The sequence below is a fragment of the Rhizobium mesosinicum genome, assembly GCF_019511345.1.
Taxonomy (GTDB): domain Bacteria; phylum Pseudomonadota; class Alphaproteobacteria; order Rhizobiales; family Rhizobiaceae; genus Rhizobium; species Rhizobium mesosinicum.
Genome location: NZ_JAEUAK010000003.1, coordinates 695,376 through 722,085, shown reverse-complemented (window position 1 = coordinate 722,085; position 26,710 = coordinate 695,376). Strand labels below are relative to the sequence as shown.

The 26,710-nt window shown below is 58.9% G+C and carries 22 protein-coding genes; 13 read left to right on the top strand and 9 right to left on the bottom strand.

The genetic code is table 11. The features are described from left to right. Positions 1 to 265 precede the first annotated feature (265 nt). On the bottom strand, positions 266 to 1,567 hold the full coding sequence (gene pglB / locus JNB85_RS10880) for a polygalacturonase PglB (protein ID WP_220334333.1): 1,302 nt from the start codon (positions 1,565 to 1,567) through the stop codon (positions 266 to 268). Between the two features lie 210 nt (positions 1,568 to 1,777). Here pglB and JNB85_RS10875 point away from each other — a divergent pair, with 210 nt between their 5' ends. The 3 genes from JNB85_RS10875 to JNB85_RS10865 are packed head-to-tail and all read left to right on the top strand — an operon-like array spanning position 1,778 to position 4,784. Then, positions 1,778 to 3,019 (top strand): ABC transporter substrate-binding protein, encoded by a 1,242-nt coding sequence (locus tag JNB85_RS10875; protein WP_220334332.1) that lies wholly within the window; start codon positions 1,778 to 1,780, stop codon positions 3,017 to 3,019. Beyond that, a complete protein-coding gene (locus tag JNB85_RS10870; protein ID WP_220334331.1) occupies positions 3,016 to 3,969 on the top strand; it encodes a carbohydrate ABC transporter permease in 954 nt (317 codons plus the stop codon). The genes JNB85_RS10875 and JNB85_RS10870 overlap by 4 nt, the downstream gene beginning before the upstream one ends. Further along, positions 3,966 to 4,784, top strand: a complete 819-nt coding sequence (locus JNB85_RS10865) for a carbohydrate ABC transporter permease (protein ID WP_220334330.1) — start codon at positions 3,966 to 3,968, stop codon at positions 4,782 to 4,784. Before JNB85_RS10870 ends, JNB85_RS10865 begins: the two co-directional genes overlap by 4 nt. A 94-nt stretch (positions 4,785 to 4,878) precedes the next feature. Here JNB85_RS10865 and JNB85_RS10860 read toward each other — a convergent pair whose 3' ends face one another. Then, positions 4,879 to 6,621 (bottom strand): GH116 family glycosyl hydrolase, encoded by a 1,743-nt coding sequence (locus tag JNB85_RS10860; RefSeq protein WP_220334329.1) that lies wholly within the window; start codon positions 6,619 to 6,621, stop codon positions 4,879 to 4,881. Between the two features lie 15 nt (positions 6,622 to 6,636). Next, complete coding sequence (locus JNB85_RS10855; RefSeq protein ID WP_220334328.1) at positions 6,637 to 7,608, bottom strand: ROK family protein; 972 nt, start codon at positions 7,606 to 7,608, stop codon at positions 6,637 to 6,639. A 155-nt stretch (positions 7,609 to 7,763) separates the two neighbouring features. On the opposite strand from JNB85_RS10855, the gene JNB85_RS10850 reads away from it, so the two are divergent. Further along, entirely contained in the window at positions 7,764 to 8,966 is a 1,203-nt protein-coding gene (locus tag JNB85_RS10850) for an ROK family transcriptional regulator (protein WP_220334327.1), read from the top strand. 322 nt (positions 8,967 to 9,288) lie between these two features. Next, complete coding sequence (locus tag JNB85_RS10845) at positions 9,289 to 10,422, top strand: ABC transporter ATP-binding protein (protein WP_220334326.1); 1,134 nt, start codon at positions 9,289 to 9,291, stop codon at positions 10,420 to 10,422. A gap of 237 nt (positions 10,423 to 10,659) precedes the next feature. Here JNB85_RS10845 and JNB85_RS10840 read toward each other — a convergent pair whose 3' ends face one another. Genes JNB85_RS10840 through JNB85_RS10820 form a run of 5 tightly spaced genes read right to left on the bottom strand, consistent with a single transcriptional unit; the run spans position 10,660 to position 15,595 of the window. After that, complete coding sequence (locus tag JNB85_RS10840; protein WP_220334325.1) at positions 10,660 to 11,274, bottom strand: DJ-1/PfpI family protein; 615 nt, start codon at positions 11,272 to 11,274, stop codon at positions 10,660 to 10,662. Between the two features lie 59 nt (positions 11,275 to 11,333). Next, a complete protein-coding gene (locus tag JNB85_RS10835; RefSeq protein ID WP_220334324.1) occupies positions 11,334 to 12,281 on the bottom strand; it encodes a substrate-binding domain-containing protein in 948 nt (315 codons plus the stop codon). A 53-nt stretch (positions 12,282 to 12,334) separates the two neighbouring features. Beyond that, a complete protein-coding gene (locus JNB85_RS10830) occupies positions 12,335 to 13,327 on the bottom strand; it encodes an ABC transporter permease (protein ID WP_220334323.1) in 993 nt (330 codons plus the stop codon). Next, on the bottom strand, positions 13,324 to 14,892 hold the full coding sequence (locus JNB85_RS10825; protein ID WP_220334374.1) for a sugar ABC transporter ATP-binding protein: 1,569 nt from the start codon (positions 14,890 to 14,892) through the stop codon (positions 13,324 to 13,326). Before JNB85_RS10825 ends, JNB85_RS10830 begins: the two co-directional genes overlap by 4 nt. 22 nt (positions 14,893 to 14,914) lie before the next feature. Beyond that, on the bottom strand, positions 14,915 to 15,595 hold the full coding sequence (locus JNB85_RS10820) for a GntR family transcriptional regulator (RefSeq protein WP_220334322.1): 681 nt from the start codon (positions 15,593 to 15,595) through the stop codon (positions 14,915 to 14,917). A gap of 211 nt (positions 15,596 to 15,806) precedes the next feature. Here JNB85_RS10820 and JNB85_RS10815 point away from each other — a divergent pair, with 211 nt between their 5' ends. From JNB85_RS10815 to JNB85_RS10805, 3 genes are read left to right on the top strand one after another with little or no spacing between them, the layout of a single operon-like run. After that, positions 15,807 to 17,033, top strand: a complete 1,227-nt coding sequence (locus JNB85_RS10815) for an iron-containing alcohol dehydrogenase (protein ID WP_220334321.1) — start codon at positions 15,807 to 15,809, stop codon at positions 17,031 to 17,033. A gap of 33 nt (positions 17,034 to 17,066) precedes the next feature. Beyond that, positions 17,067 to 18,536 (top strand): NAD-dependent succinate-semialdehyde dehydrogenase, encoded by a 1,470-nt coding sequence (locus JNB85_RS10810; RefSeq protein WP_420852266.1) that lies wholly within the window; start codon positions 17,067 to 17,069, stop codon positions 18,534 to 18,536. Positions 18,537 to 18,555: 19 nt separating this feature from the next. Beyond that, positions 18,556 to 19,374, top strand: coding sequence for an alpha/beta hydrolase (locus tag JNB85_RS10805; protein ID WP_220334319.1), 819 nt, complete (start codon positions 18,556 to 18,558; stop codon positions 19,372 to 19,374). 253 nt (positions 19,375 to 19,627) lie between these two features. Here JNB85_RS10805 and JNB85_RS10800 read toward each other — a convergent pair whose 3' ends face one another. Next, complete coding sequence (locus JNB85_RS10800) at positions 19,628 to 21,352, bottom strand: peptidoglycan D,D-transpeptidase FtsI family protein (protein WP_220334318.1); 1,725 nt, start codon at positions 21,350 to 21,352, stop codon at positions 19,628 to 19,630. Positions 21,353 to 21,718: 366 nt separating this feature from the next. Here JNB85_RS10800 and JNB85_RS10795 point away from each other — a divergent pair, with 366 nt between their 5' ends. The 5 genes from JNB85_RS10795 (at position 21,719) to JNB85_RS10775 (ending at position 26,644) form a co-directional block, all read left to right on the top strand. Next, entirely contained in the window at positions 21,719 to 21,892 is a 174-nt protein-coding gene (locus JNB85_RS10795; RefSeq protein WP_220334317.1) for a hypothetical protein, read from the top strand. 344 nt (positions 21,893 to 22,236) lie between these two features. Further along, entirely contained in the window at positions 22,237 to 22,908 is a 672-nt protein-coding gene (locus JNB85_RS10790) for a L,D-transpeptidase (RefSeq protein WP_220334373.1), read from the top strand. Between the two features lie 13 nt (positions 22,909 to 22,921). Further along, positions 22,922 to 23,458 (top strand): OmpA family protein, encoded by a 537-nt coding sequence (locus JNB85_RS10785; RefSeq protein WP_220334316.1) that lies wholly within the window; start codon positions 22,922 to 22,924, stop codon positions 23,456 to 23,458. Between the two features lie 286 nt (positions 23,459 to 23,744). Further along, the gene (locus JNB85_RS10780; protein ID WP_220334315.1) at positions 23,745 to 25,055 is read left to right on the top strand and encodes an SLBB domain-containing protein; all 1,311 of its coding nucleotides are present in this window, start codon (positions 23,745 to 23,747) and stop codon (positions 25,053 to 25,055) included. Between the two features lie 80 nt (positions 25,056 to 25,135). After that, positions 25,136 to 26,644, top strand: coding sequence for an O-antigen translocase (locus JNB85_RS10775; RefSeq protein WP_220334314.1), 1,509 nt, complete (start codon positions 25,136 to 25,138; stop codon positions 26,642 to 26,644). Positions 26,645 to 26,710: the final 66 nt, after the last annotated feature.

Here is a 26,710-nt window from a genome sequence, read left to right as displayed (position 1 = left end):
CCCGCCCCGATCTGATCTTGCAACCGGATCAGCCGGTCAGATCGGAGCTGGTCGGCGTGCCGTGCGGCGGCAAAAGGGACATTTCAACTTTGCACACAATTCGACATTGCAACTTCCCCGCCACATCAGTCGAACGATGCCACGAACGCGGGCGCTTCTCCCATCAATGCGTGACCGCCTGGTAGGTCAACGCCCTGTAGCCTCCGCCGACGAAAAGAGCGTTAGTCCAACCACCAAGGCGCTTCCAGCAAGACTACCAGCTCCCTCAGGAGATCAACGCGATGTTTACCTGGTTCCATCCTGCTGGCAGCGGTTCGGGCCGGCGGATCTTTATGTCTTCCAACTCAAGACCTGTCACATTTTGCGCAAACACGCCCGGCAATCCCCCTGGATAGTCGAAAAGACCGACGATCTTCCCGTCCTGCCCCCGGACCCAGGCATTGCCGCGCCCCTGCAAGCCCTTCGGCGGCGCCAGGTCGGCATTTGTCGGTCGCAAGTCGTACCGCTTTGCAGTGCCAAGCGGCCCTTCGTCCATTTTGATATCGATCCCGCGAAGAGCGATATCTTCTATGCCGCCCGGTTCCTCCGCAAAAAGATTGATGGCGCCGTGACTTCGCCCCGAGGCGTTCTCGACCAGCACCGTCCGGATTGCTCCAGCGGGACGCTCCGGACGGCGCGTGAGCTTGGTCATCGTGAACGGTTCACCGGAACCCCAAAACCCGTCGGGCGTCTCGCTGCAATCGAGCTCTATGTCGCGGAAGACGACATCTTCAATCCTGCCGCCGTCGCGCGAAAAGATGCCGAGGCCTCGGTTGGAATTCTCGATCCGGCAACGCAGGAAGCGGATTTGGGATATGTCGCCGAAGCTTTCGGTGCCGATTTTGAGCGCACAGCTTTTGCTCTCGATGACACTGTCGGAAACCTCGATCCGCTCGCAACGTCCAATTCCTCTGTCGCTCAGGCTCGTCTTGAGGCAGATACCGTCATCGGCGGTGCGGATGATGACTTCAGAAATCGTGACGTCGCTGCAACTATCGATAACGATCCCGTCCGTATTTGGGAGCTGGCGGTTATTGGAGACACGAAGCCCTCGGGCGACGATATCGCGGGAGCGCACGAAGTGGATCGTCCACATGGGCGAATCCGTAATATGGATGCCTTCCATACGAACGTTCGTGCAATCCTCAAAAACGATCACACGCGGCCGTTCGGCTACCGGAGTGAAGGTTCCGACGCCCTCGTCGAAGCCAGTGTGGAAGGCATCACCGCGTCCATCGATCGTGCCTTTGCCTGTGATGGTGACATTCGAGGCGTTCTGCGCGACGATATAGGCGCGATCCGAAGCCTCGGCGTATACGCTGACAGTATTTTCGGAATAGCACTCATAGTCAGCCACGAAGGTCAGGACTGCGCCTTCTTCGATATGCAAGGTGATATCGCTTCTCAGTCGGAGCGCACTCGCCGAGTGATGGCCCGGCCGAAGGAAGACCGTCCCGCCCCCTGCTAACGCGATCGTGTCGAGCGCCGTCTGGATACCGCCTTCCACGGCTTCAACGAACATTTCCATCACATGTCTCCGCCTATTTCCACCGGATTCATAGACGCGGCCTATTTATTCGTCAACAGGACGAACTAAATCTTACCGCGTCGGAGTGTTGTGTTGACAGGCCGCCAAACTCGTATTTAATTCGTCATGGTTACGAACAAAGGCCTCAGGGAGTTCTATTGCAGGCCGTTCGTTCCGGATGTCAAAATGACAAGCCAGAGAGGGAGCCCTATGAAAAAGCTAAAGACAATTCTAATGACCGCCAGCGCCATGGCGATAACAATGTCGTTCGCCGCAGCCTCGGAACTCAAGCTCGTGTGGTATGTCGACAACGATCAGGAGGAAGCGGACACGCGCGCTCTGCTCGATCAGTACACGAAGCTGCATCCCGAGACGACGTTCGATCTGGAAATCACCCCTTATGACGGGATGATCCAGAAATTCCAGCAATATGCAGCCTCGGGGATCATGCCGGATTTGTCCCTGACCTCCTCCATGGAGCCGGTTATTCGGCCCTTTCTGGCAGATCTCAGCAAGGAGATCGGACCGGAATGGATCAACGACTTCGTCAAGGGCTGGGCTGATGGAGCCAAGCTTGGGGACAAGGTCATTGCCGCCCCCCTGCGCGTCACCTCGACAGGGATCTTCCTGAACGCTGATGCCTTCAAAAAGGCAGGTGTCGCCATTCCGGACCAGGCGACCGGTTGGACATGGGACGAGTTCATTCCCAAGGTCAAGGAGGCAGCAGAGAAATCCGGCACCCGCTATCCGCTGGTCTGGGACGTTTCTGCGAGCCGGTGGATCGTTCACGAGTATCAATATGGCAACCACATCTACACCGAGAAAGAGCCCGTCAAGGTCGTGATGGACGAGGCGGCCTGGACGAGCACGCTCGACAAATTCATCGACATCACCAAGGCTGCCATGCCGCCCGGCCTGTGGAGCGGAGCAAGTTCGGACAATCCAAAGGAACTTTTCACTGCAGGTCAGGCGGCGGCCTACATGTCCGGGAGCTGGCAGATTGCCGGGCTGGCAACCAATGCACAATTCGCTTGGCAAGCTGGACCGACGCCACGCGGGACGGTTGCTTCATCGATCTACGGCGGCGATTACATCGTTGCCTTCAACACAAGCCAGCATCTGCCGGAAGCCGTCGAGTTCATAAAGTGGATCACGTCACCGGAGATCCAGGCGCAATACGCCAAGACCTTCGGCATGATCCCCGCCAACCTCAAGGCGCCGCCGGTCAAGTATGACAATCCGGCTGCAACGGCTGCAATCACCGCAATGCAGAACGAATTGAATGCGAGCCCGGCCTATGCGGCAACAGACCAGGCCTGGCCGCAGATGCAGTCGGTCTGGGGGACGGTGAAATCAGCCGTTACGCAAGCCGTCGCTGGCCAGATTTCGTCAGCCGATGCGATCGCGCAGATCAAGAAGGCTGCGGACGACTCGCTCGAGGCGAGCAAGTGACGGCGGCGATCCCGCGACTAGGTGGTTCGGCACTGGGGCCTCACCCGGTGCCGAAGGGCCGCCGCAACAGCCTTTTCAATGTCGGTTGGCCGTATCTGCTCATGCTGCCGACGATCGCACTGCTCGTCACCTTTACGCTTTATCCGCTGGTGCAAGGCCTCCTGATGGCATTCTTCAAGCGGGGCGTGGTGGTGGTTCCACAGGTGCCGAGCACCCTGCCGCAATATGTGGGCTTTGATAACTTTCTTGGGCTTTTGAGCAATGCCGACTTCCAGACGTCTCTTGTCAAGACGGTTGTCTTCGTCGTTATCGCGGTGCCACTGAACATTATCGCCTCCTTGGCGCTGGCACTGCTTCTCTCGCCGCAGACGAAATTCTTCGCGATTGTACGGACGGTTGTCTTCTTCCCCTCGATGATCAGTCTTTTGATCATTGGCGTATCGTGGCGCTGGCTTTTCGGCTTGAACAACGGCCTCGTCAACTATCTGCTCTCATTGGTGGGAATTGCTCCGGTTCCGTGGCTCGAACAAGATACCATGGCTCAGATTGCGATGATCATCGCATGGGTGTGGGCCCAAGCCGGCTTTAACATGATGATTTTCATCGCCGGCCTGACTGCGATCCCGGCGGACTACTACGAAGCCTCATCCATCGACGGCACCACCAAATGGCGCCAGTTCACGCATATCACATTGCCGCTTCTCAGGCCGACGATGGCAGTGGTCCTGGTGCTGTCGTCGATCGAAGCCTTCAAGGTTTATGAACTCGTCGTGTCGCTGACCGGAGGAGGACCCGGCAAGGCGACCGTCTATCTGATCCAGACGATCTACGACACGGCATTTCAAAAGCCGATGCAGGCCGGCGTTGCCGCCGCCCAGTCGATGGTTCTCTTTGCAATTCTCTTGCTGCTGACGATCGTTCAGTTGCGCCTGTCTAGGAGCGAGAAATGACACGCATCTATTCGCCCTGGCGGCTCGCGTTCGTGGCGCTGGCACTCTTCATCTTCCTGATGCCGCCGGTGTGGCTCTTCCTGTCGTCGCTGAAATCGCAACAGGAGATATTCCAATGGCCGCCAACCATTTTTCCGGCCCATGTAACGCTGCAGAATTTCATCGAAACGGTATCGCGGGCAAAATTTCTGGTCTTTTTCCGCAATTCGGCGATCGTCTCCGTGCTCTCGGCACTGCTATCCGTCACCATCAGCGTCATGGCGGGTTATGCGCTTGCGAAATTCAGGTTCAGAGGCGACACGCTATTTTTCCTGCTGATCATGTCATCCCTGATGGTGCCGCTGCAGATCGTCATGATCCCGGTCTTCCTGGTTCTGCGCGATCTCCAACTTCTTGATACGCTCGCGGGTATCATCATCGCTCCAGCCGCAACTCCGACAGGGGTGTTCCTGATGCGGCAATACATCACGAACATTCCCGACAGCCTTTTGGAGGCGGCCCGGATTGATGGAACGCCGGAGTGGCGCATCTTGCTGAGGATCATCGTGCCGTTATCTATACCCGCGATCGGCACGCTTCTGGCTTTCAATCTCGTCTGGCGTTGGAACGATTATCTGTGGCCATTCCTGGTCATCACTGACCAGGACAAATGGACGGTCCAGGTGGCACTCGCCAACACTGTCGGACGATTTGGCATCAACTGGCCCCGGTTGCTTTCGATGTCAGTTCTCTCCGTCCTGCCGGTGCTCGTCATGTTCACGGCCCTGCAACGAATGCTGATGAGCGGGCTGATGGCCGGAGCGACCAAAGAGTAGCGAAAGCCGGTGCCAGTCAAATGCAAAAGCCGCCCCGGGCGGCTTTTGCATTTTCCCTGGTCTGTAAAGATCGCGACCATGTTCTGAGGACGCTTCAGGCAAGCGGTGGGCGCAGCTTGTGCCTGTGTGCGAGGGCGGCCATCGCCGGCATGCTGCTCCAACCCTGGAGCAGCGATCCCCGCCCCCATGGCGGCGCAAAATATTCCACAGCGCCCATCCACCCTTCTTCCAGGCAGGTTTCCCACCAGCGCAGCAACGGATATTCCGCATCCGAAAGGTCATGAATCAGGCGCTGCTCGGCATAAAGACCTGACAGGTAAGGCCAATCCGATCCATTGTGGTAACGATATCTGAAGGCGGACTTCGAGCGGGTGTCTTTTTGCCGCTTGAAGGGTGGAAAGGCACACATGACACCCCAGTCCCCGTAGGGCTGACTGGCGTTGTTGCGGGTTTCCAGGACCGCCTCCACCTTCGCAAGGACCGTTCTTGCACGTTCTGCCGAAACGGCTCGGTATCGAAGCAGGGTGAGACTGTCGAGCGTGAGGTGATCCTCAACGAAATCGTGTTTCTCCCCGTAGTCGGCGTAGGCTCCGCCTGCCTGAAGAAGGACGTCGTCAATCGATGCGCGAGCCTTTTTGGCGGTTGCGGCAGCCTTGGCGGCAATATTTCCGTCAATCGTCCCGCTGTAAGCGGCAATCACGTCGAGGGCACCGATCCATAAGCCGATGTCATAGGAAACATAACCATGGCGAAAGACATTGTCGGCCCAATCGCGATCATGGCGAGGCTTGACCGGCAAGCCGTTCCCTGCCCTATCCAAGCCGCAGTAGCGATCAAAGATGGCAATGACCTTATCCCAATGAACAGTCAGCGGGGAACTGTCCCCCGTCGTACGAATATAGTCGCCGATCGTCAGAATGAAGAACAACGGACTGTCGAAGTGGTCACTCCACCAATCTCCCGGCCGAAGGTGCTCCTCTTTGATCTGTGGATGTGATCTGCGAACCTTCTCCCATTCTTCGGCCTGTGCCGGCCCGGTAAGAATGACACCACTCGGCGCCTCCCCATCGGGCTGTATGCCGCGCGCGAGCAGCTCGATTTGTGAGCGCACAGCATCGGGCGCCCGCTCGAGCAAGGCCTGAAGCGTCCAATATCCGTCGCGATAGTAGGTTCGTGCAGGTGCGCTGTAGGCCTGGCCTGCAGCAAGGCCGCCAAAACCGCCATGCTCGTTCTGACGAATGCTCGAAAGTGCAGCATGAAGGCTCTGCGAGATCATACTGCGCATCAGCGGGGAAGCTTCCGGCATTTCGTCGCAGCGTGCCACATAGGCATTCGCTTCGGCAATTACGTCCTCCTGAGCGAGGTCAAAGGCCTTGATGGCTTCTTCGCTCGACGCGCCAGCGCTGAGGAATATGCCGCCAGGTCTTTGCTCGGCAATCACGACACCCCATCCGGTTCGGGCAATCCGTCGTTCACCCAGCCGCTCCACCGGTTCGCGTTTCCCCTTGCTTCCCCACCAGGCACAACGCTGAGAGGGGACAAGTGTCTGCAGTCTTGCCCCCTTCAAAAACAGCGCTGGCGCCGATTGAGCCACATACAGGCCGCCGTCGTCGGTCTCGACGCGGTTAGGAGCGTAGGTGAAAGGCCCGCGCCATCCGCCGAAGGTCAGGGTTGCAATTTTTCCACAGCCCCAGACAGAAATCTCTATCCTCCCGTCAGGCCAGCAATCGCCTTGCAGGCGCGGTGCCATGAACGGAAGCAGCACGGGCTTTTCCGAGACGAGCTGCCCATCGGCAAGCGGGATAAGAAGACGCGGCTTTACACGTAAATTCGTCATGGCGAGCTCCTGTTCTCACGGGGCTGTCTGGATGGAAAGTTCGTGCAAGCCAAGCATTAGCGCACCGCGCATCCCTGCTTCCGGACCGAGAGAAGTCGGTTCAACCTGCACGGCGAACGGCAGTAAGGACGACATATGCCGTGAGACGAGATCGACGAATTCGCGGCGCGAGCCGATGCCGCCTCCAAGCACAATCAATGCCGGATCGAATACCGCCTGAACGGACGCCAGGCCGACCGATGCGGACTTTGCGAGCGCCGCGATAGCAGCAGAAGCCTCCGGGTCTCCTGAACCTGCTCGGAGGAAGATCTCACTCACCGGCACGGTTCCATCTCGGTAGAGAGAGCGTATGGCCGCTGAATCGACTTGATCCTCAAAGAGGCCGGCCCTTGCTTTCGGCGCGGCATCGTGCGGATCTGTGCCGAGCGGCAGAAGACCGAGTTCCCCCGCGCGGCCGTGGTGACCGCGAAAAAGCCTGCCATCGATAACGAGCCCCATGCCCACCCCAGTTCCGAAGGCGATGAAGGCCACGGAACTGCAATCGCGGGCTCTTCCGAGCGTCGCCTCAGCAAATGCCGCCAGATTGACGTCGTTCTCGACAATCACGCCGCAGGGCAATCCGGCCTCAAGAAGCCCGGCAAGTGGCTGGTCCGCAGGGATTGCGAGATTCGGCGACAGCGAAGCAAGACCAGTAGAGGGCGAAACGGCGCTCGGTACGCCAACGACGGCCCTAAGGAGAGGACCCAGGTCATGATGCCGCTCCGCGAGGGTCGAGATCATGCGCACAATTTGCTCGAGGACGGGAGCGCCTTCGCCATGGGCGGTTGGCTCTTCCATCGTCGCCAAGAGAACGCCGTCAAGGTCGGATAGGCCGGCGAGCACCTTGGTACCACCGAGATCAACGCCAGCAATGAGACCGGAAGCGCTCGCGCGACGATTGTCAACCGCCGGCCCCAGGTCTGGCGCGATAGTTGAAATATTTGACAAACGCAGCTCTTTTCTATATTTGTTCGGCAGGTTGACGAATTTATTATTGCCGGCCTTCTGGTCTGTCAACAACCAGTTTGAAATTCACGGGCATTCGTGGAAAAAGCAGAAGCAGACGAACAGCGAAATCCTAGATTGACCGGAATATTTAACCCATGGCATTGACTGAAAACGCGCCCCCGATGCTGCGACAGATTTCGGTTCGCGCTGTCATGGATGTCTTGCTGCACACGGGTCCCACGTCCCGTGCCGAACTTTCCAAGATGACCGGCCTCTCGAAGCAGACGATGTCCGAGGTCATCAGGACGCTGGAAGAGGCTGGCTGGGTTCGCGAAAAAGGGCTTACGACCGGCCGCATCGGCCGCAGCGCCATCACCTATGAGGTGAACGGCACGGCCGGCTACGCCGTGGCCATCGACATGGGTGCCACGACAACGCGGATCGTGCTCGGCAATATCGTCGGCAGAATTGTGAATGAGATCGAATATCCGTCCGATCATCGCGGCGGCTATCATCAGCTCGAACAGATTGAATCGGCGCTTGGGCGGATTCTTGCCGAAAGCGGTGTGGCGCGTGATTATGTTCTGGTGGCGTCCATCGCCACGCCCGGCGTGGTGGAGCCGACGACCGGCGCGCTGTCAATGGCACCGAACCTTGTCGATCTTGCCGGCATCGATATTGTCAGAGCACTTAGAGAAAGGCTCGGTTGTCCGGTTGTGCTTGAAAACGACGTCAACGCAGCCGTCATCGGCGAGTCATGGCAGGGACGCGCAGTTGAGATCGACACGCTGGCCTTCATCTCGCTTGGAACCGGCATCGGTCTCGGCGTACTCCAAGGGGGTAAGTTGATGCGCGGAGCGAGTGGGGCAGCTGGCGAGATTTCCTACCTGCCGTTCGGTGCTGATCCCTATGCCGAGGACAGCTTGGAGCGCGGCGCACTCGAATGCGCCATCGCAGCGCAGGGAATTAGCGATTTGTACCACCGCTCAGGCGGTGCAAAGGACACGTCCGTCCGAGATATTCTGAGGCTTGCAGAAAAGGAAGATCCGATCGCTGCAAAGGTCATCCGCAAAGTCGCGGATATCGCAGCACTCCTGATCGTGTCCGTAAACGCGATCGTCGATCCGACCATCGTTGTCCTTGGAGGCAGCATTGGCTCCCATCCATTGATGGTCGAGCGGATTCGCGAAGGGATAGCCAAGGCAAGTCGGCGCAATATAAAGGTGGAAGCGAGCGCGCTTGGCAGCCGCGCAACGCTCGTTGGCGCACTAGCAATTGCCCTTACCCACCTGCACAACCTTCTCTTCTCACCGCAGGCCCTTCCCGAGCAACGGCGTTTGCCGCCGCCGCCCCGCTGATCCCGAACGCCTGGCGACCTGACTCGTCTTGCGGTCCCGGCCCTTTCCAAATTGAATGCGGCATGTAGAGGCAACATGCCCACCAGCTTGAGGAGCAGCCAGCGAAGCAGTTCTCGAATTGAACAACGTTGCTCTGAAAGCAACGGCCCGTCCCTTGCCTCGAACACGCTTGGCCGCGAGTTCGAGTTGAAGAGTCGGGAATGAAAATGGCGTCAGATCCGGAAATCCATGTTCGTCATCTTGACGAACTAATTCATAGCTTCCAAACTGCGGCACATGCGACGACAAATTTGTTCGAATTGGCTTTAGAAGGAACTGGCGAATGGCTGGCTTAACATTGAACGATGTTCGAAAGAGTTTCGGTCATCATGCCATTCTCCACGGCGTCGATCTTGATGTCAGCGAGGGTGAATTTGTGGTCCTCGTCGGCCCATCCGGTTGCGGCAAGTCGACCCTTCTGCGCTTGATTGCCGGCCTCGAAAGCGTCACGAGCGGAAGCGTTGCTATCGGCGACAAGGATGTAACGCATGCCGCTCCAGGCGAACGGGAGATTGCGATGGTGTTTCAGTCCTACGCCCTCTACCCGCACATGACCGTTGCGAGAAACCTGTCGTTCGGACTGGAAAACACCAAGCTGACGCGCACCGAAATTGACGCGCGGGTGCTGGAAGCAGCCCGGATGCTTGCCATCGAACCACTTCTTGACCGGCGTCCCAAGCAGTTGTCAGGAGGACAGAGGCAACGCGTTGCGATCGGGCGAGCCATCGTTCGAAACCCGAAGCTCTTTCTTTTCGACGAACCGCTATCCAACCTCGATGCTGCACTTCGGGTACAGACAAGAGGAGAAATCAGCCGCCTCCATAAGCGCCTGGGAGCGACCATGATCTATGTCACACACGATCAGATCGAGGCGATGACGATGGCGGATCGCATCGTCGTACTCAATGCCGGCCGTGTCGAACAGATTGGCACGCCCCTGGAGCTTTTCGAGACTCCGGCGAACCGGTTCGTTGCGGGCTTCATCGGCTCTCCGCAGATGAATTTCTTCGAAGGCGAGTTACTTTCCTGCGGCCCAGGCGGGATAGCCCTGCAGGTGCCTGGATTCGGTGCGCTCGACCTGCCGCTGGAGGCTGCAGATGCCGAGGTCGGCCAGGCGGTCACACTCGGCATTCGTCCTAATCATTTCGGTTTGGCGCGTGATCGGGTCCATGACGGCTTTCGCGTTCGTTTTCAGGTCGACTATGCTGAAAGCATCGGAACGGAAACCTATGTTTATGGCACGGTCGAATCCTGCGAAACCGCTGCGGTTATCCATCTTCCCGATCATGTGGCGATCGCAGACCGATCAATTCTCGAACTTGTCGTGGAGCCGCATCGTGTCTACGCGTTCGACACGCATTCGGGTGCGGCATTCACGAGACTGAAAGCCGACACTCCGATCGCCACGCCAGCATAACGACTCTATTCCGCTTCGCTTGAGGATTGCGTGGGTGTACCGCCAAACGCCGATGGCCGAAGGACGATGTCCTCTGCCATTGAGAACTGCGGTGCAGGATGCTCCATCGGGAAGCGGCATTGGAAGAGTGCCCCGGCGCGCTAGAACGTCCTAAAACCTACGCATCTTCGAAAATCGATCCCTATTTTCGGAGATGCGTAGGGATCGCACGAAACGATCTCAGCAAGGAGCGAGGGCTCAAGCAGCCTTGGCGATATCGTCGCTGTGGCGAATTTCAGTTCCGAGTACTTTCAGGCATTCGCGGATGAATGCCGCAAGTGCGGTCCATCCCTTCGCGGAAACCATGGTGCCATCGACATAGGCTTCCGTCGGCGACAGATCGATATAGGTGCCGCCTGCAAGCGTAACTTCCGGCTCGCAGGCCCCCAGGGCACCGACCTTCTTGCCGCGAACCACACCGTCGACGGCAATCAGAATCTGGACGCCGTGGCAAATCGTAAAGATCGGCTTCTGCTTCTCGTGAAAATGCCGCACGATTGCCTGAACGCGTTTATCGGTGCGGATATATTCGGGACCGCGACCGCCTGCGCAGTAGACTGCTTGATATTGATCGAGCTGCGCCTCGGCCTCCGAGAAGGTCTTGTTGATCGTGAAGAAGTGCCCGAGCTTCTCCGTATACGTCTGATCGCCTTCGAAATCGTGGAGCGAGGTCTTGATCAGATCGCCAGCCTTCTTATCGGGGCAGATCACGTGGACTGTATGGCCGACTGCCTCCATCGCCTGCTGATAGACATAGATTTCATATTCCTCGGTGAATTCACCGGTCAGCATAAGTATCTTCTTACCAGGCATGATTTACTCCTCTTCTTCATGCAATGGGGCGGCTGCGGCCGCCCCCGGTTTCGGTCTCATCAGAACGGAGAGTCGGGGAAATAGTATTCCTTGGCATTCTCCTGCGTGATCAGCGGCGCATCCAGCTTGACAGTGCCTCGCACCGGCGCCTGGCCGACAATATTGGCGACGGTCATGTAGATCGCGGTCTTGATCATGGCGGGCGGATAGGGTGTCTCGACCGGCGTCATCTGATCGCCGTCGATGACCTTCTTGACGATGTCCTTCATGCCGTTGCCGCCGAGGGCGAGCTTGATGTCCTTGCGGCCCGATTCCTTGACGGCCTCGAGCACGCCAAGAAGCATGTCGTCGTCATTTGCCCAGACAGCATCGATCTGCGGGTATTTGGCGAGATAGTCCTGCATCAGCTTGAAGGCGTCGTCACTGTTCCAGTTCGCGTACTGGATGTCCAGAACCTTGAGATCGGTTCCCTTGATGGCATCCTGAAAGCCCTGGATGCGTTCATCGTCGATGACGGTCGGAATGCCGCGCAAGACGACGAGGTTGCCTTGGCCGCCCAGCTTGTCGATCATGAACTTCGCCGTATTGCGGCCAACCGCGATATTGTCGCCGGCAAGGTAGAGGTCCTGGATGGACTGGTCGTTGAGGCCCCGATCGACGACGGTGATGAAGGTGCCGGCATCCTTGACCGCCTTGACCGGCGTCGTCAGTTCTTCCGACGTATAGGGGAGGATGACCAGCGCATCGAGCTTGCGTCCTGCGGAAAGATCTTCAAGCGCGCTCACCTGCGCCGTTGCCGAAGGCGAGGTCTTCACGACGACCTCGACATTCGGAAAGGCGGCATTGACTTCCTTGGCGGCAGCCTGTGCGTGATAGACGATGCCCGCCGTCCAGCCATGGTCGGCTGCCGGGATCGACACTGCAACAACTTTCTTATCTGCCGAAAGGGCCTGACCGGCGAGCAGCACCGTACTGACGGCCAGGGCCGCAATCCATTTTCCAGACATTCATTCCTCCCAGAATCGGACCACAAACATCAATCCGCGCGGTCCGGACGCGGTTACTTCGAGAACCTCTGAGTGAGCATGGCGATGATGATGATGACGCCCTGAACGCCGGCGACGAGATATTCGGAGACGAAATCCGAGAGTACCATCAGGTTGGCAATGAGTTCGAGGATGACCGCTCCGGCGACCGTGCCCCAGACATGGCCCTTGCCACCCCGCAGGGCTGTCCCGCCGATAACGACCGCAGTGATGACCTGCAATTCCCATAGCACACCGGTGGTCGGCGTCGCCGCTCCGAGGCGCGGCACATAGCAGATCGCGGCGATCGCAACACATACACCCTGCACCGCGTAGGCGATCGTGCGCGTCTTGATGATGGAAATGCCTGAGTAGCGGGCAACGTCCTCATTCGCGCCAACGGCAGCGCATTTCCGGCCATACTTCATCTTGTAGAGGATGAAGGATGCGATGGCGGCAACGGCAATCGAAATGAGGATCGGAAAGGGAATACCGCCAAGGGTCCCGAAATAGACAGGCCGATAAGCATCGCGGAGGCTGCGATCGATCGGGATCGTTCCGCCATCCGACATATAGGTGATGAGGGCGCGGAAGATCCCCATGGTGCCGAGTGTCGCAATAAAGGGCTCGATCTTTCCGACGGTAACGATGAGCCCGTTCATCAACCCGCAGATGAGCCCGACGACAAGCGCGATGGCCATGCCGGCAGGAATTGCCAGGACACCCCAGTCGGCAGCCATCCTGTTCATGAACATGATGGTTATGCCGGTGATGAATGCGGCCATCGAACCGACTGAAAGATCCAGTCCGCCGGATGAGATGACGAAGGTCGCACCCACAGCGATGATCGCGATGAAGGCGCTTCGCGTGATCACATTGCCGAGATTGGTCGCCGAGAGGAAATCCTGGTTGATCGAAAAACCGATCAGCAGCAGCGCCAGAAGCGCAAGGAAGGGGCCGACATCCGACCAGCCGATGTTCCATTCCCGCTCCGGCCTAACCGGCGTCGAACCCGTAATCACTGTCATTGTCTTCCTCCCTGCTTCGCCGCAACCTTCGTCTCGCTGGTGGCAAGAAGCGCAATCTCATGTTCCGTCATTCTGTCGCCTGTCACCTCTCCTGTGATGCGCCCCTCCCGCATCACAAGAATCCGGTCGCAGATCCCGATCAGCTCCTGCATTTCGGACGAGATGACGATGCAGGTCCTGCCTTCTGCGACCAGGCGCTCGATGAAGGCGTAGATCTGGGCCTTGTTCGCGATGTCGATCCCGCGTGTCGGCTCGTCGATGACGACGACCGAAGGATTGGTCAGAAGGACCTTGGCGAGCAGAAGCTTCTGCTGGTTGCCACCGGAGAGCTGGCCCGCCTTGACCACGTAACTTTTCAGGCGGATGTCGTAGGTGTCGACGGCTTCGACGAGCGCGCTCTGCTCACGACGGCGGCGCATCAGAAGGCCGGGATGAAACTTCCCGAGGGCGGACAGCGTGAGGTTCGGCGCAAGCCGCTCCTGCAGCAGCAGGCCCTTGCCTTTGCGATCCTCGGTCAGGTAGCCGATTCCGGCATCCATCGCTGCGCGGGGACGCCTGAGATCAATCGCCCTGCCCTGCAATTTTACGGTTCCGGTTGCAGGGCGCAGGCCCATGATGCCCTCGAACACCTCGGTGCGGCCGGCACCGATCATGCCGGCGAATCCGAGCACCTCGCCTTTGTGGGCGGTAAACGAGATGTCGCTTGCGAAGCCGGGAACGCCGAAATCCCGGACTTCAAGCATCGCCTGCAGGGCTGGCTTTACGGTCTTCTCGGGATAAAGCGCGGCGAGATCGCGCCCGACCATCAGCCGCGCCATGTCCATCTGCGTCAGGCTATGGCCAGGATATGTGCCGACCATCTTGCCGTCTCGGAGCACCGTCACCTTGTCGGCAAGCCGCTGGACTTCGTCGAGGCGATGGCTGATGTAAAGCACGGCAGCACCTTGCCCCTTCAGTTGCAGGATGATGGCAAGCAGTCGCTCGACCTCCTCACCCGTCAGGACTGCGGTCGGCTCATCGAAAATGACGAGCTTGTAGTCGTCGAGAAGTGCGCGCGCGATCTGCACGAGCTGGCGATCCGCAAGCGAGATGTCACGCACCAGGGCGTTTGGCGACACGTGGCATCCAAGGTCGTGAAGTTTTTCGACGGCCAAACGCCGCATCGTCCGATCATCGACCAAGCCATGACGCATCAGTTCGCGGCCGAGGAAAAGATTTTCTGCGACGGTCAGGGCGTCCGCAAGCAGGATTTCCTGGTGCACCAAGACAATACCCGACTCCTGCGCCTGCTCAGGCTTTGAAAAGCCGACTTTGCGGCCGCCCATCGACAGCGCTCCTGCTGTGGGCTCGGCGTAACCGGAAAGGAGCCGCATGAATGTCGACTTGCCGGCGCCGTTCTCACCGATGATGGCGTGGATTTCGCCGGGCAAGATATCGAGCGTGACGTCCGAGAGTACGGTGACCGGTCCGTACTGCTTCGATATGCCCTCTGCACGAAGGACCGGATGAGAGACGAAGCCGTCTGTCTCGGACACCGCGCTCCTCCTCTCCCTCTCGATGCTCATGGCGCTCGACATTGCCCGCCTCTTAGTCGAAGGCCGGCACGAGCCGGTCCCGTGAATGTTCGAGATGGGTTCTCATTGCCTTCTCTGCAGCCGATGGGTCACCTGCAGCAAAGGCGGAGAGAAGCGCCTCGTGCTCGTCCAGCGCCTCTTCGGTGACGCGGGAATGAAACATCAGTCGAAAGATGTGAAAATGCGTGTGCTGATGGCTGAGGGTTTGGCGAATGAGCTCGTTGCCGGCAAATTCCATGATCCTGTCATGGAAAACGGCGTCCTGCCGCGCGAAGGTGGAATAGCGTAGCCGTTCATCGCCTCCCTCCCGGCGCCCCATGACACCGGCCGCCTCCCTGAGAATAGCGAGCTTTTCATCGTCCATGGCCTTTGCCGCTCTCGCAGCACCGTCCGGCTCGAGAAGCAATCGCAAGTGATAAAGCTCATCGAAGCGTCGATGGGAGATCTGCGGGGCTGCGCTGTAACCGATCAGATGCGTCTTGACGACAAGCCCTTCCCCCTCGAGGCGGCCGAGCGCTTCGCGGATCGGGGTCTGGGATACGTTGAATTCCTTGACGAGATTATCGACGGTGATGCGCGCGCCTGGAGCGATCTTCAGAGACATCAGCTGCGCAAAAATGACCTCGTAGACGCTGTCTGCGAGACTGTTGCTGCGCTGTATGAACCCACTCGGATCAGGTGTGGCATTGAGCATCATCGTATTCCGGCCCTGTATTTCTTTTGCCTCTTGACAGGAACAATCGCTAACACGATGCTCGGCGATATGCAATCCCATATCCTATAGGATTTTATATCGGAGGTTTCATGAGGGTCATTTGCACGAGCGGGAAAGAAATCGCGCGCCAATTTTGCGACGCTTCCTCAAGGTCTTTCTTCATCCCACAACTGATGAAAGGGCCAGCACGATGACCCTCTTTGCGGCTATCCGGCTCCCGAAAGAAGTCCTGTTCGGCAAGGGCCAACGTTTTGCGCTGCCCTCCGTCGCCAAGAGGCTTGGCCAAAGGGCGCTGATCTGCACGGATGAACGCTTCGCAGGGACTTCCATTTTCGCCGAGCTTGTGGCCGCATTGAACGCCGTATCGATCGAAACACTAGTTCATGACCGGGTCCTGCCGGATGTGCCGCGCGACACGGTGGCGCTGTGCGTTGAGGAGGCGCGGAGCTTCGCGCCCGACATGGTGATAGGGATAGGCGGGGGGAGTTGCCTCGACATGACAAAATGCGCCGCCCTGCTCTTAAGCCATGGCGGAAGCCTTGCGGATTACTATGGCGAGTTCAAGGTTCCCGGCCCGACAATCCCAATCATCGCTGTTCCGACCACCGCAGGAACCGGCTCCGAGGTGACGCCGGTTGCAGTCATCTCCGATCCGGACCGGACGTTGAAGGTCGGTATATCGAGCCCTTATCTCATCGCCGCAGCGGCCATCTGCGATCCTGATCTAACGATGTCCTGTCCGCCCAGCCTGACCGCTGTCGCAGGCGCAGACGCGCTGACCCATGCAATCGAGGCATTCACGGCCGCGCGGCGCGGCGCCGACCCCTTATTGCCCCAAAATCACGTTTTCATCGGTAAAAGTGAACTTACCGACTATTTCGCGCTTCTCGCCATCAAGCTCCTGGGACGCAGCCTGGAAACGGCTTGCAAGGAGGGATCGAACGAAGATGCGCGCGCCGACGTAATGATGGGTGCGCTGGCCGCCGGCTGCGCATTCGGGACGGCCGGTACTGCAGCGGCGCACGCCATCCAGTACCCCGCAGGCGCATTGACCCATACGGCCCACGGGCTCGGGGTCGCAACGATGATGCCCTACGTCATGAACTACAACCGCTCCGCCTCGATGACCGAAATGGCCGAGATCGGCCAGGCGCTGGGTCTGGATTCAACAGGTAGGACGAAGCAGGAAATGGCGGAGGCGGCGATCGAGGAGATCCGCAGGCTCTTTCAAGCCATCGGCATCACGCCGACACTCGCCGATCTCGGGCTTACCGCCGACAAGCTCGACTGGACTGCCGAACAGGCACTCAGCATCGACAGATTGATCAAGAACAACCCGAGGCCTTTCGACATCGACGCCATGAAGCGTCTCGTTCGTGCAGCCTATGACGGCGATCTTGCCGCCGCTGCCCTCTAAACATTCGAGGACCAAATGACTATTGCCCAGCAAATGCCAAAGGCCGACAGCCACCTGCCAGACATTGAGGCCACGGCCCGCGGCCTCTATATCGACGGGAATTGGCGGCAATCGAAAAGCGGGCGCAAGATCGGCGTGACCGACCCCTCGACCGGGGCGCTTCTTGCGGCTGTTGCAGACGCCACCGTCGAGGATGCACAGGCAAGCATCGAGGCCGCATCCCGGGCTGCGCCCGGCTGGCGGTCGACGCCGCCGCGCAAGCGTTCGGAGATCTTGCGACGCTGTTTCGAACTGATGATCGAGCGTTCCGAAATGCTTGCCACCTTGATCTCCCTGGAGAATGGCAAGGCACTGCGGGACGCCCGCGGCGAGGTCGCTTATGCGGCCGAGTTCTTCCGCTGGAATGCGGAAGAAGCCGTCCGCATTACGGGAGAATTCGGCATCGCTCCGTCGGGGGGCAACCGCATCATTGTCGATTACCAGCCGATCGGTATCTGCCTGCTGATCACGCCATGGAATTTCCCGGCTGCAATGGCCACGCGAAAGATCGCTCCGGCACTCGCTGCTGGCTGCACCGTCATCCTGAAGCCGGCAAGCGAGACCCCGCTGACAGCCTACGCACTGGCCTCGATCTATGAGGAGGCCGGCGTACCGCCAGGCGTCGTCAACGTGCTGACGACAAGCGAGCCTGCCCAACTCAGCGCCGCCATTCTCACCGATCCGCGCGTCAGAAAACTCTCGTTCACGGGCTCGACAGGCGTCGGTCGCCTCCTTCTTACAGAAGCGGCCAAGCAGATCGTTTCATGTTCCATGGAACTCGGCGGCAACGCTCCGTTCATCGTCTTTGATGATGCCGATCTCGATGCAGCACTCGACGGCGCGATGGTTGCCAAGATGCGCAATGCCGGCGAGGCCTGCACTGCCGCAAACCGCCTCTACGTCCAGTCAGGAATCTACGCGGCCTTCGCTGAGGGGCTGGCCAAGAGAATGGCAGCTCTCACCGTTGGCTCGGGCGTTGATGCCCTGACCGAATGCGGGCCAATGATCACGCCAAAGGCTGTGGAAAAGATTGATCGCCTGGTTGCTGACGCGAAGGCAAAGGGCGCGCGAGTCATGTGTGGCGGCGAGGCCTCTGCTGGGCCGGGTTACTTTTACCCGCCAACAGTTCTCGTCGACATGCCTGAGGGCGTCGAGATGGCGCACGAGGAAATCTTCGGACCGGTTGCGCCTATTTACAGGTTCGAGACCGAGGACGAGGTCGTCGCCCGGGCCAACGACACGGAATACGGTCTTGCTGCCTACGTCTTCACGCGCGACGCAGCGCGCGGGCTGCGCGTTTCTTCCGCTCTGGAAGCGGGTATGATTGCGCTCAACCGAGGTCTGGTTTCCGATCCGGCGGCGCCCTTCGGCGGCGTCAAGCAGAGTGGTCTCGGCCGCGAGGGCGGGCAACATCACGGCATCGCCGAATTCATGGAAGCCAAATATATCGCAACGAGCTTCTGACACGTTAGAGGAGAGATCTTTGGAGACCGATCCGTTTCGTATTCGCGGACATGTGCCGGAGTTCGACGCCATCGTGGCGGAGATCAAGGAAAGGAGCGCTTCGATCCGTCAAAGGCTTCGCATGCAGGAGATCTGTTATGGAGGCGGGGCAGGCGAAACCCTGGACCTGTTCTTTCCAGCAGGCGCATGTGCAGGAGCGCCAGTGCATATGTTCATCCACGGCGGCTACTGGCGGATGTTTTCCAAGCGTGACTATTCCTATGTCGCCGATACGATCACCGGGGCGGGCGCGATCGCCGTTATCGTCGACTATGCCCTGATGCCGGCAGTCAGGATGCAGGTGCTTGTCGATCAGGTCCGCCGGGCCGGGCAATGGATCCACACACATATTGCGAGTTTCGGCGGCGACCCGTCGCGCGTCACTATCAGCGGCCATTCCGCCGGTGCGCATCTCGCAAGCTTCCTCTTCCATCGACGGGTGGCTTTTTCGGGCGTGTCGGCAGCATTCCTACTGGGCGGCCTCTATGATCTGAAACCCCTGCAGTCGTCGTTTTTAAGTTCGGAAATCGGCATCACCGACGCAGAGGTCGCCGATTTCTCGCCCATGACGCAGGTCTACGACCCAACCTGTCATGTCGTTATTGCCGTGGGGGCTGACGAAACGCCACCGTTTCACCGGCAGGCGTACGACTTCGCGGCAATGTTGCGCCAACAAGGGTTGTCGGTCTCCGAAGAGAAGCTGGAAGGCTCCAACCACATGAGCAGCGTTCGCGATCTTGCCCTCCCGAATACGGCGACAGCTCGCATCCTGGCCGAAATGATCACGCGTTCGCCCTGACCAGCAGGGGCGGGGCCAATCGGGAGGAAAATGGAAGCGCAAACAACTCAAGGGTAAGGCACGCATTGCCTCCCTAAGGCATGCGATCATCTGGATGGTCAAGGCAACCGCGCTTGCCTCTGTCATCGAGTTCCGCGTTTAAACATATCGCGCAAGAGGGCACACCGGCTTTTCACTAACGACGTTCTGAAAACTACGATTTACAGCGTGACATGCGACTTTAAAAGATCGCAACACGCTTTTGCTGCCACCGTCAATACGAGGCCAGCAAGTTCTGCCCGAAGTCGGGTTCGACCCCCAGGATCGGAGCGACGCGACTGATGATGTCATGCACCATCGGTGCTGCCGTATTCGTCGCGAAAGTAAGTCCATGTTGGCCGGTCAGCGGTTCGTCGATGAAGGACAGCAGAACATATTTCGGCGCGTCGATCGGGAAAGCCGCGAGATAGGCGTTGAAGCTCAGCGTGTGCGAATAATGGCCGTTCACGACCTTGTTTGCCGTGCCTGTCTTGCCGCCGACATGGAAACCCGGCACGTCGGCCGTGCGTCCGGAGCCCTGCTCGCCATTGAGCTTGAAGAGATAACGGATCGTATCGCTGGTGCTTTTCTTGACGATCTGTTGCTCGGTTTTTGCCGCCTCTTCCGCCGAGCGCGGCAAGAAGGTCGGCTCTATGAGCTCGCCGCCATCGACGAGAGCGGCGCCGGCGACAGCCGTCTGCAACGGTGTGGTCGCCACGCCATGGCCGAAGGAGATCGTGATCGAATTGATCTTCTTCCAGACCTTCGGCTGTGTCGGCGTCTTCACCTCCGGCAACTCGGTCTGCATTTTGGTTAAGAGGCCAAAGCGCGTCAGATAGTCCTTCTGACGATCCATGCCGACCAGATCCATCATCCTCGCCGTGCCGATATTGGAGGAATAACGGAAGATTTCCGGAATTGTCAGCCAGCGGCGCGGCACGTCACGGTCGTCATGGATGGTGAAGCCGCCGTAATGCAACGGCCCGGTCGCGTCGAAACTGTCGGAAAGTTTCACCGTGCCGCTGTCGAGTGCCAATGCCATCGAGAAGGTCTTGAAGGTGGAGCCCATTTCGAACGTGCCGTTCGACATGCGGTTCAGCCAGCCTTCGCTGCCGGTCGCCTGCGGGTCGTTCGGATCGAAATCGGGAGCGGACGCCATGGCGAGCACTTCGCCGGTATGGATGTCGAGAATAACGGCGCCAGCAGCCTTGCCCTTGTAGGTCGTGATCGCGTCAGTGACGACGTCATGAACGACATTCTGTGCCCGGATGTCGATCGACAGTCTCACCGGTTCCAGATTTTCGCGCACTGCAAGACCGGTGGATTCCAGATCAGAAAGGCCCTGCATGTCGAGATACTTCTCCATGCCGGCCATGCCCTTGTTGTCGATATCGACATAGCCCAGGATGTGGGCCGCCGTGCGTCCGCCAGGATAGAAACGCTTCACCTCGGGGCGAAAGCCGATGGCGGGAAGACCGAGAGCCAAAACCTCGCTTTGCTGCTTCGGCGTCAGCTGGCGACGCAGCCAGGTGAATTGCGAACGCTTGTCCGATAGCTTCTGATAGAGTGCCTTCCGGTCAAGTTCGGGGAAGAGCTGGGTCAACTTCTCAACGGCTTCATCGACATCGACCATATGACTCGGTTCGGCAAACATCGATACCGTGCGGATATCAGTCGCAAGAAGTTCGCCATTGCGATCGAGAATGTCGGGCCGGGAAGCCATGATCGGATTGGGCGGAATGCTCGATGTCGTCATGTCGCCGGCAAGGCCGTAGTAGATCAGCTTGCCGAACATTCCGGCGTAGACGATGCCGAGGACGCCTGCGAGGGTGACGATGCGGCTTCTCGCCTGACGTGCCGTTCCGGCGGTCTTACGAGCGGCCCGCATGAAGGGGGCGGATTCGAAGGTGAGCCTTACCAATCGACCGCTTCTGACGCTGATACTATGAATGATCGACATTGCCACACACCGCGAACAGAACGCACCAGCGCATAACCCAGCCATCGGCATCGGCTCTCAAGTGGGCATGCAGATTTAAAGCCCTACAGGGCGGAACATATTCTCGCGGCGCTGGTAGAACGTTTAAACTTCCCTCCATCTGCGACCTGGATGATTAACAAGATCTTATCCGACCGAGTGCATTTTGTCGCAGCGGCTCCGACCGGACCGGACAAGGGATCACCGCAGGATTTAAAAACGATTTTAAAATAACTGCCTCGGAACCTAATCGATTTTAATTCTGTAGTTAAATTTTTTTGTTGCAGCGCAAAAGAACTCGAGCGTAAATTCCTCCAAAGATCGAATTTGCTCCTCGGAGGAACGCATATGACTGTGACATTTCCGCTGACCGAAAAGCGCAATGCCGACGAGTTGCTCAAGCATCTAATCCAGCACAACCTCTCCTATCCGGGAAACTGTGCCGTTTCGCTCAAGGTTCACGTGGCCCTTGTCACCTCTTCCCTTACGTTCGCGCTCAGCACCGCACGGACGGCTTGGTAGTGATCCGCAACTGGCTTTGATTCTTGGGCGACCGCTATCGGCCTCAGTCCTCCCGACACCGGGAAGATCCGGTTGGAACGCGGTTTGGCGAGACAGGAAGAGAACTGCGCTCCCGTTTTTGATTATTGCCGAGTACGAACTCCAAATGGGCTCACAGGCACCGGCCGTACGTGCCGCGTGCGGGTGCGGCGCCGTTCTTGCCGAGTAGCGATCAGAGCAACGCAGACCACGACATTAGCAACTCGACCTCATGCTTTAGGGGACGAGGAGAGTTTTATGTTGTCGCAAGTGAAAAATCTGATTTACTGGCGCCACGCTGCTTGGCTTTGAGGGGGATATGGCCGATGGTGTGGACCCGCAGGGATATTCTGCTTGGTGGATTAGCGTTACTTGGCGCAGGCGCAGTACAAAAGCCGGCTTTTGGCCAGGCGGCTTCCTATTTTGCCGGTACCGCCGCCGACAATGGCGTGACGTTCAGAGCGACAAACTTCACCAAGATCGACAAGCAATGGCACCGCCAAGTTGTCAAATATTTCAGCAGCGAGCCGATCGGCACCGTTGTTGTCGATACACGGCATCATTTTCTCTATTTGATCATGGAGAACAAGACGGCCATTCGCTACGGCGTCGGCGTCGGCCGCGAGGGTTTCAAATGGTTTGGCCGCGCCACGATCGATAGCAAATCGCTGTGGCCGCGCTGGACGCCGCCGCCGGAGATGCGCAAGCGGCATCCCGAACTGCCCGAATTCGTGGCGGGAGGCTCGCCGAAGAATCCGCTCGGCCCCCGCGCCATGTACCTTTTGCGTGACGGCGTCGATACCGGATATCGCTTCCATGGCACGTTGGAGCCATGGAGCATCGGCAAGGATGCCTCCAGTGGCTGCATCCGGATGTTCAACGAAGACGCCATCGATCTTTACCAGCGCTGCCCGATTGGCACCGCGGTGCAGGTTCTGCCGCATATTGCCGACCAGGCGCCCGCCGCCGAAGTCAGCCAGGCCAACGCGGTCGAATGAGGAAATCACTCTGATGTCTGTTTTGACCGCATATGCGAGGCTCCTTGCCGCCTCGGCCATGCTCCTGGCGCTCGCTGCCTGCACCACTACCGATATCGCTTCCGTAGAGGAGCCTACAGTAGCACCACTGACCGGCCAGACCAACGATCCCGCGCCTGGTTTCGAGAACGTCAAGGCTGGCAGCGAAGAGGATTTCATCCTCAGTGTCGGCCGACGGATCTACTTCACGCAGGATTCCGCCAAGCTCGATACCGTCGCCATGACAACGCTGGACAACCAGGCCGCCTGGCTGAACAGGAACCCGGCATGGCTGATCAAGCTGCAGGGATTTGCCGACGATTCCGGTTCGGAGTCGAAAATGAAGACCCTGTCGCAGCAGCGCGCCGACGCCGTCATGGCCTATCTCGTCTCGAAGGGCGTCGACGCCAGACGCATGTGGGCCAAGGGTTACGGTGCGGACCGCGAAGTCCGCGACTGCACGCAACGTTCCTGCAAAGTGCAGAACAGGCGTGTCGTCGCCAATCTGCGCACGGAGCGCGACGCAACCTGATTGCAATTTCCTGGCTTGTGACGTCGAGCCGTGGGAAGCTTAACCCCTCCGCGTCCAACGGCCATTCGTGAGCCGAGGAAATATGCCGGAGATCGATTTGGGTTGAAGCACCCTACCCCATCTCATCCATAGTGATGAGGCCAAGCATCCGGCCTTCATCTTCCTCAAGGCTTCGCCAGGCTGCACACTGGTGTCGCGGCCTCGGACCCGGTGTCCGGCGTGCGCGCAGCGTCTAAGGCATTAAAGCTGTATCCAATTAAGGATGCTTTGCAGGCTGGACATGTATATGAAGCTTTCGTACCGCGTTCCTCACATGTTCCTTCGTGCGACGTTTGCCATCAGTGCACTCGTCCTTCTCACCGGCATTGCGCCGCCAGCTCTCGCCGACGGCACGCCCTTTGCTCCGCAAACGAAAATCCGCCTGACGGTTGTCCAATGGATGCCATCCAAGGGTGAGTTTGAGCGGTGGGATGCGATCGGCGGCGAATATACCATTTCGAATGAAAGCACAGTCTCCTTGCCCTTTCTGGGACCGCTGTCCATTGGAAATCTCGACAATGCCGGCCTTACTCGGGAAATCGCCAAGCGCCTGCAGGAAAAGATGGGTTTGGCGCAGACACCTGCAGTCACGATCGACGTTCTCGACTATCCGTCCATTTTCGTCGTGGGGGACGTAACTACGCCAGGAGAATACAAGTTTCGCTCTGGCCTCAGCGTCCTGCAATCCCTGGCCATGAGCGGCGGCCCGCTGCGGCCGGCGGCACGGCAACGATCGCAGACGATCACGCTTGCCGGAGACCTGCGGGAAATCGACTATTCACTGCTGCGCAGCTCCGCAAAGCTCGCGCGGCTTCAAGCGGAGATGGCTGGAGCGAAGGAGATAACCTTCGAGCGGCCGCCCGCCGCCGACCAGCAATATGCGGCCAGTATCTATGACGAGGAGAGGGTCATATTTCAGGCTCGCGCAAGTGCGCTGGAAAGGCAGTCGACGGCGCTCGTCGAATTGCGCGATCTCCTGAAGGCGGAGATCGATGCGCTTGAGGAGAAGCTGAAAGGCTCGGATGACAATATCCGGTCCGTCGAGGAACAGCTGGTCAGCGTCAAGACGCTGGTCGAGAAAGGCCTCACGATCACCTCGCGCCAGATGGATCTCGAACGGTTGCTCAACACCTACCGGTCTGACAAGCTGGATCTTGTCACAGCGATCATGCGAGGGCGTCAAGCGATCAACGAGACGACGCGCAATCTCGAGGGACTTTCGGACACCCGTCGGAATGAAGTCGCTTCCGAAGTGCAGTCGGAGAAGGCCAATCTCGATCAGCTGAGATTAAAGCGCGACACGACGCAACAACTGCTTCTTGAAGAACTCGCCAGCAGCGGCAACGTGAATGAGCGCGGTGAAGAGCTTCCGCTGACCTTCACCGTGAGCCGGCGCGACAACGGACAGGTCGCAGAATTCCAGGCATCCGAAGCAACGGAACTGGCACCAGGTGACGTGGTCAGAGTAACTCAAGCCCGCATCGCCGAAGCGGCGTCCGAGGACGCCGGTGGGCTGCCTGCCCAGACAGAGGCGCATATGACTCAGGTGAGCCGGTGAGACGCGAAACGCACGTCCCACAGCCAAGCTCTCTGCGGACGGCCGAGCACCATCACGGGATAAACGGCTAGGGGTACCTGATGACTTTGCACATGACCCCACCCAGCAGCCAGACTTACACCCAGATCCTCAAGTCGACGATACTGATGGGCGGCTCTTCGCTCGTGAATGTCGCACTCAGCATTATCAGAAACAAGGCCATGGCCGTTCTGCTGGGGCCGGAGGGCGTCGGGCTTATGGGCCTTTACGGGTCAATCCTCGATATCGCGCAGGCCATTGCCGGGCTTGGGGTCGGAAGCAGCGGAGTGCGCCAGATCGCCGAAGCTGCGGGCACCGATGACGCAGAAAGGATCGCACGATCGGCGACGGTGCTCAGACGCATATCGATGGTGCTCGCATTGCTTGGTGCGCTCCTGCTCGCCGCGCTGGCATTCCCGGTCTCGAATTTCACTTTTGGCGGCTACCAACATGCCGGTGGCATTGCATTGTTATCGCTGGCAATCTTCTGCCGACTGGTTTCTGCGGGGCAGACGGCATTGATCCAAGGCCTGCGGGGCATTGCAGATCTTGCCCGCATCAACGTGCTTGCCGGGCTTTTCGGCACGGCGGTCAGCATCCCGTTGATCTATCTGTTCGGCATGCAGGCGATCGCACCGTCCCTTGTGGTGATCGCGGCTGCCTCAATCCTGCCGACCTGGTGGTACAGCCGGCGCATCTGCCCGCATCCTTCGCCCATGCCCGCGCGCCAGTTCGGCCGGGAAGTATCGGCGCTGCTCAGGCTCGGCTTTGTCTTCATGGCAAGCGGGCTTCTGACCTTCGGTGCAGCCTACGCCATCCGCCTCATCGTGCTGAAGGAGGGAGGCGTCATGGCGGCGGGGTTGTATCAGGCGGCCTGGGGCCTTGGCGGCCTCTACGCCGGCTTCATCCTGCAGGCGATGGGAACGGATTTCTATCCGCGCCTGACCGCAGCAGCGAACAACAATGCGGAATGTAATCGCCTGGTCAATGAACAGGCGGAAATCAGCATGCTGCTGGCCGGCCCCGGCCTGCTGGCCACGCTGACCCTGGCGCCACTGATGATGAGCTTGTTCTATTCCCCAGAGTTTCAGGGGGCCGTCGATCTTTTGCGCTGGATCTGCCTTGGAATGATGCTTCGGATTATTTCCTGGCCAATGGGCTTCATTGTCGTCGCGAAACGCACTCAGACGATTTTCTTCTGGACGGAGGTAGCGGCAGCAGTCGTGCATGTGGGTCTCGCCTGGCTCTTCGTATCGCTGCTCGGCACGCCAGGGGCCGGCATGGCGTTTTTCGGTCTCTACGTCTGGCACAGCATCCTGGTCTATGTGATCGTGCGGCGTCTGACCGGCTTTCGCTGGTCGGCCGCCAATCATAGACACGCACTGCTTTTCCTGCCCGCGTCGGCACTGGTATTCCTGACCTTCGCGGTCCTGCCACTCTGGCCGGCGACAGCAATTGGCTTCGTTGCCGTAGCAGTCTGCGGGCTCTATTCGCTGCGTATGCTGATGGACCTGCTTCCGCCGGAATCCGTGCCGTCAGTCATTCGTGGATGGATCGCGAAATCCGCATAACGAACAATGCGCACATCGCCCGATGCGCGCATTGTTTTCGGATGCAAATGTTCCGATCGAGCAGAT

What these genes read in the sequence shown, in the direction of transcription:
- JNB85_RS10795 (WP_220334317.1), top strand. Translation starts at nt 21,719, where the DNA reads ATGACTGTGACATTTCCGCTGACCGAAAAGCGCAATGCCGACGAGTTG.
- JNB85_RS10845 (WP_220334326.1), top strand. Translation starts at nt 9,289, where the DNA reads ATGGCTGGCTTAACATTGAACGATGTTCGAAAGAGTTTCGGTCATCAT.
- JNB85_RS10830 (WP_220334323.1), bottom strand. Translation starts at nt 13,327, where the DNA reads ATGACAGTGATTACGGGTTCGACGCCGGTTAGGCCGGAGCGGGAATGG.
- JNB85_RS10815 (WP_220334321.1), top strand. Translation starts at nt 15,807, where the DNA reads ATGACCCTCTTTGCGGCTATCCGGCTCCCGAAAGAAGTCCTGTTCGGC.
- JNB85_RS10875 (WP_220334332.1), top strand. Translation starts at nt 1,778, where the DNA reads ATGAAAAAGCTAAAGACAATTCTAATGACCGCCAGCGCCATGGCGATA.
- JNB85_RS10785 (WP_220334316.1), top strand. Translation starts at nt 22,922, where the DNA reads ATGTCTGTTTTGACCGCATATGCGAGGCTCCTTGCCGCCTCGGCCATG.
- JNB85_RS10825 (WP_220334374.1), bottom strand. Translation starts at nt 14,892, where the DNA reads ATGAGCATCGAGAGGGAGAGGAGGAGCGCGGTGTCCGAGACAGACGGC.
- JNB85_RS10820 (WP_220334322.1), bottom strand. Translation starts at nt 15,595, where the DNA reads ATGCTCAATGCCACACCTGATCCGAGTGGGTTCATACAGCGCAGCAAC.
- JNB85_RS10860 (WP_220334329.1), bottom strand. Translation starts at nt 6,621, where the DNA reads ATGACGAATTTACGTGTAAAGCCGCGTCTTCTTATCCCGCTTGCCGAT.
- pglB (WP_220334333.1), bottom strand. Translation starts at nt 1,567, where the DNA reads ATGGAAATGTTCGTTGAAGCCGTGGAAGGCGGTATCCAGACGGCGCTC.
- JNB85_RS10780 (WP_220334315.1), top strand. Translation starts at nt 23,745, where the DNA reads ATGAAGCTTTCGTACCGCGTTCCTCACATGTTCCTTCGTGCGACGTTT.
- JNB85_RS10835 (WP_220334324.1), bottom strand. Translation starts at nt 12,281, where the DNA reads ATGTCTGGAAAATGGATTGCGGCCCTGGCCGTCAGTACGGTGCTGCTC.
- JNB85_RS10810 (WP_420852266.1), top strand. Translation starts at nt 17,067, where the DNA reads ATGCCAAAGGCCGACAGCCACCTGCCAGACATTGAGGCCACGGCCCGC.
- JNB85_RS10840 (WP_220334325.1), bottom strand. Translation starts at nt 11,274, where the DNA reads ATGCCTGGTAAGAAGATACTTATGCTGACCGGTGAATTCACCGAGGAA.
- JNB85_RS10775 (WP_220334314.1), top strand. Translation starts at nt 25,136, where the DNA reads ATGACTTTGCACATGACCCCACCCAGCAGCCAGACTTACACCCAGATC.
- JNB85_RS10865 (WP_220334330.1), top strand. Translation starts at nt 3,966, where the DNA reads ATGACACGCATCTATTCGCCCTGGCGGCTCGCGTTCGTGGCGCTGGCA.
- JNB85_RS10850 (WP_220334327.1), top strand. Translation starts at nt 7,764, where the DNA reads ATGGCATTGACTGAAAACGCGCCCCCGATGCTGCGACAGATTTCGGTT.
- JNB85_RS10800 (WP_220334318.1), bottom strand. Translation starts at nt 21,352, where the DNA reads ATGTCGATCATTCATAGTATCAGCGTCAGAAGCGGTCGATTGGTAAGG.
- JNB85_RS10790 (WP_220334373.1), top strand. Translation starts at nt 22,237, where the DNA reads ATGGTGTGGACCCGCAGGGATATTCTGCTTGGTGGATTAGCGTTACTT.